The organism is uncultured Chitinophaga sp. (genome assembly GCF_937874145.1).
Lineage (GTDB): Bacteria > Bacteroidota > Bacteroidia > Chitinophagales > Chitinophagaceae > Chitinophaga.
Genome location: NZ_CALNBI010000480.1, coordinates 1 through 4,701 on the forward strand (window position 1 = coordinate 1; position 4,701 = coordinate 4,701).

The window sequence follows — 4,701 nt, forward strand, 5'->3', positions numbered from 1 at the left end:
TTTCTACAACAAAGACAATAACCTCATGCCCGCGTTCGTGGACCCGATCATGGCGTATAAATTACCGACCAATTTCCCGGCCTACACGCCTGAAGGCAAGCTGTATTACCGCGATGAATACGATAACCCCTATGCCTGGATGCTCTCCAAACACAAATCGAATTCCAATAACCTGGTGGCGAACCTGACGCTGAAATATACGCTGATGAAGGGATTGGATTTGAAAGTCAGCGGTGGATACAACCGGATAGAAATGGTGCAGACGATCACGCGCCCCCGGCCGGTGCTCGGCGGTTCCAGCAACCTGGCGATTTACACCAACAATAACAATCAAAGCCTGATCCTGGAGCCACAAATCTCGTATACCCGTTCCTTTGGGCGGTCTAAAGTCGATTTCGTGGGAGGCGGCAGCTACCAGGAAAGCCGGTTCGTCATGCCGTATTACATCTTCGCGACCAACTACGCTTCCGACGAATTGCTGGAAAACGTTTCCTCTGCAGGCAGGATCAATTCCATTACCAACAGCCAGAGCCTTTACCGCTATGCCTCCGGTTTCGGGCGGCTTACCTACAACTGGGATGACAAGTACATCCTGAACGGTGTTTTTCGCCGCGACGGCAGCTCCCGTTTCGCGCCAGGCAAGCAGTTCGGCAATTTCGGATCCATCGGGCTGGCCTGGGTTTTCAGTAACGAAGCATTCATTTCGTCAACGCTGCCCTGGCTCAGCTACGGTAAGATCCGCGGAAGCTACGGTTCCACCGGGAACGATCAAATCACCGATTATGGTTATCTCGATACCTATGGCCCATCCGTTTATCCCTATGGCCCCACTGCGGGCATGATGCCCACGCGCGTGGCAAACCCGGAATTCAGCTGGGAGGTGACGAAGAAACTGGAAGCTGCACTGGAACTCGGTTTTGCGAAAGACCGTTTTATGTTCACGCTTAACTATTTCCGTAACCGGTCGGATAACATGCTCGTAGGCACACCGCTCACGCCGCAGACTGGTTTCTCTGAGTTTCAATCCAACTTCCCGGCATTGGTGCAAAACAAAGGCATCGAAATCGAGCTGAACGTGAAAACGATGCAGAAAACCGCTTTCAGCTGGAACACTTCTTTCAATCTTACCAGTCTCCGGAACGAACTGGCATCTTTCCCCGGCCTTGCGGAATCCGGGTTCCGGGATATGTACCTGATCGGACAGCCGTTGAGCATGATCGCATTGTATGAATATGCCGGTTTGAAAGACGGCATCCCGGAGGTGACCGATAAGGACGGCGATAAGACCCCGGTTCCGGGGCTTGCCGGCAACGGCGGCGGCGATCTCATCGCGGCAGGCCAAACAGCCCCTTACTTCTACGGCGGGTTCAACAATACGCTCTCATACCGTAATTGGAGCTTCGACATCTTCTTCCAGTTCGTGAAACAGGACGGCCTTCATCCCCGCTCCAGCGATCCTTACATGGTGCCTGGGCTGGCCTTCAACCAGGATGCGCATATGTTGCGCGATGGCCTTCGCCCGACTGTGAACGCCGGTTCACCTGCTTACGTTGCATACGAAGCTTACGCCCGCTCTACCGCAATGTTGCAGGACGCCTCTTATATCCGGTTGAAGAACCTGGCTATCTCTTATAACCTGAAAAGCGCCTGGCTGAACGAAAAGGGGATTGATGCATGCAGGTTCTTCCTGCGTGGCCAAAACCTGCTGACCTTTACGGGGTACTACGGTTTTGACCCGGAAACGAAAGCGCTGACATTGCCACCATTAAAAACCGCCACCATCGGGATTCAAGTCACACTGTAACGCCATTCTCCATGATTAAGAATAAACTCAATATACCGGTACTCGCGCTGATGCTCGGCATTTGCGCCGCCAGCTGTAAAAAGCTCATCGACATACCTAATCCTACTGGTCAGCTGACCCGCGACGCGGTTTTCCTGGATTCCACCACCGCGGTATCCGCCATTAGCGGACTGTACAGCTATATGTACAATTACACGTTCGTCGGCGATGCTGCGTTCAAGACGCAAATCACGCTTACAGGCGGAATGGCGTCGGATGAATTCTACTACTTCAGCGGCAGCACCTACGATCAGTACAAGAACAACGCGATCTCCATTAACGACGCTACGAATCTGACAATGTGGTCCACCATATACCAGGTCATTTACCAGGCCAACAGCATCCTGGAGGGCATTGAAGGCAGCCCGCTTTCCGCGACGCTGAAAAACCAACTGAAAGGCGAAGCACTGTTCGTGCGGGCGGTGAGCCATTTTTACCTGGTTAATTTGTATGGCGATGTGCCGTTGATCCTGAAAACCGACGTTACGGAAAACAGCGTAGCGGCCAGAACGGAGGCTGAAGACGTATACAAGAGCATCGAACAGGACCTTGCCGCAGCGGTACCCCTGCTGGCGCCGGATTACGGCTATGCCAACGGCGGTACGCGGACCCGCGCCAACAAATGGGCGGCGCATGCAATGCTTGCCCGGGTATATCTCTATCGCGGTAATTACGCCGCGGCGGTTACACATTCCTCAACAGTTATCGCCCGGTCGGAACTGTACCGGATGCCCGCACTGGATCAGGTTTTCCCGGCTACAAGCGAAGAGGCGATCCTTCAGTTTTATACGAACGTATACAATCATACCTACATCCAGGATCAGCTGAGCCCTTCCACCGACGCATCCGCGGTAGGTCCGTCGTATGTGCTGCGGGATGAACTGCTGTCGTCCTTTGAGCCCGGCGACGCGCGTCGCGCCGCCTGGACCGGCGACATCACCTACAATAACAAAACCTACGCATATCCCTCGAAGTATAAGCGGAACAGCTACACTACCAGCGGTGCTTTGGAGTATGAAATGTTCTTACGCCTGGGCGAGCAATACCTCATCCGTGCCGAAGCCAACGCGCAGCTGAACAATATCGACGAAGCACACCAGGATTTGGAGGCTGTCCGCGGCCGTGCGGGCCTGGGCCGTCCTGCCGCCGATGATAAAGCGGAAATGCTATTGGCAATAGAGAAGGAGCGGCGTGTGGAGCTATTCGCCGAATACGGCCATCGCTGGTTCGATCTGAAAAGGACCGGACGGGTGAATACTGTGATGACGGCGGTGAAAGGTAGCCTGTGGAAGCCCACGGCCGCACTATTCCCGATTCCGCAGGTGGCGAGAAGTACCAATCCAAAACTTAGTCAGAACGATGGCTATTAAGCAGGGAGAATGAATTGAAATAGAATGGCTCTGTTATGGGGCCATTTTTTTCTGTTTATACAAACATAGGTGCTAGAGTAAGCGCGCATAGCTTTTGGGGGTACTGATGGATCTCATGATGTTTGAAAACGGTAAGTGAAATCGAACCAGAAAATCTTAGATTATCAGATACCAATGATGATGACCGGAGAATATTATAAACAGAAAACCCGCTCATAGAGCGGATTTTCTGTTTTGGTGCACCTAAGTGGACTTCTTTCGAACCAATTTCTCAAGGATCGAAGTTTTATTTCAATAACTGAAAGTTAATCAGCTTATAGTTGTAAGTATATTATGTGGTTTTGCGCTTGTCCCAGAAATTTTTTGCAAGAGTACTTATCACCGGCATCAGTCGCGTAGATGCTAGTTGACTTAGGTGAAGGGTTGTATTTTTGTCCCGGATGTTCCTACCAACCTTGGGCATCCACCTGTATACCTGGTCGCGCTGTACGATGGTTTGTCCTGGTAGTTGCAGGTTGCCGGGGCATAGGCGGTAGACAAGAACTGTTTTCAATATTCTACGTTTAATAAGTAACCGCAATGTTCGTTTACAGCCAGAAGTCTGCCGGAAATTCCTGCAGCCACAATGTCCGTGATCACTTTGGGGCTGGGATGCCTCCAGGTGCCGCCCCACGCTTTGTGTACGCCGTAATTGATAAACAACCTGGTTTCGTGGGGCAGCTTGGCGAAAAGTCGCAAGCCCGAGTTATGGGACGAACCATGATGTGGTATCTGGAATAACCAGAAACTGGCCCAGTAATGTTTATACCTTCTCAGGAATGCTTCAGTATCCGCTTCTTCCAGCAGGAAAGAATCAGAAGTCAGCAAGGCATTGGGCTGGTTGAGTTTGTCATAGTAGTCAAGGACATCATATCCGTATCCGTCATATGGATTGAAGATCACTGGCACCTTTGTGTGGGTAGTACCGTCAAATTTTTGGATCTGGTATATTTGCAAAAAGGTGCGGTAACGGTCTTGAGCGAGGCTCCCTGGGTTTATTCTGTGAAAATTTCCTGACAGATTATGATGCAATAATGAAAGCGCGGTGGTGTTCATGTTGAGCAACTCGCTTTCTTTGATAGATATATCATTGGCAGCCGGTAATGCTTTTCGGAATAGTTCTTTTACAACAGCGGCCGATTGAAGATTGGTTTTGATAATGTCAGTTAATTCATCAATAGTAGGGTTTTCGGGGTCTTTGAACGAATTGATGAAGTGTTGTATGAACAGGTCATATACCCTGTCGAAAAACGCTTTGTTATCAGTCCCGATATCTTTTTTATAGAAAAGAAATTCCATCAGGGGAATATTTTTGCTCCGTGTGATCCCTTTTTGCGAATCCTTTACTTTCCTGGCGCGTTCCGATTTTGTCATTATTTCGCCGGGAGCTATTGGCGCTGTATTTCCATCAAATGTAAAACTCCATGCAGCGCCCTCGCCCTGGTTCTC

The 4,701-nt window shown here is 50.6% G+C and carries 3 protein-coding genes; 2 read left to right on the forward strand and 1 reads right to left on the reverse strand.

The annotated features are described in order from the left end of the window. Both Q0510_RS22965 and Q0510_RS22970 read left to right on the forward strand, forming a co-directional pair. On the forward strand, positions 1-1,804 hold a 1,804-nt coding region (locus tag Q0510_RS22965), incomplete at its 5' end, for a SusC/RagA family TonB-linked outer membrane protein (protein WP_298716994.1). An 11-nt stretch (positions 1,805-1,815) separates the two neighbouring features. Continuing rightward, positions 1,816-3,213, forward strand: a complete 1,398-nt coding sequence (locus tag Q0510_RS22970; protein ID WP_298716997.1) for a RagB/SusD family nutrient uptake outer membrane protein — start codon at positions 1,816-1,818, stop codon at positions 3,211-3,213. A gap of 549 nt (positions 3,214-3,762) precedes the next feature. On the opposite strand, the gene Q0510_RS22975 is transcribed toward Q0510_RS22970, so the two are convergent. Then, positions 3,763-4,701: hypothetical protein (locus Q0510_RS22975; protein WP_298716999.1), on the reverse strand; the 939-nt coding region annotated here is incomplete at its 5' end.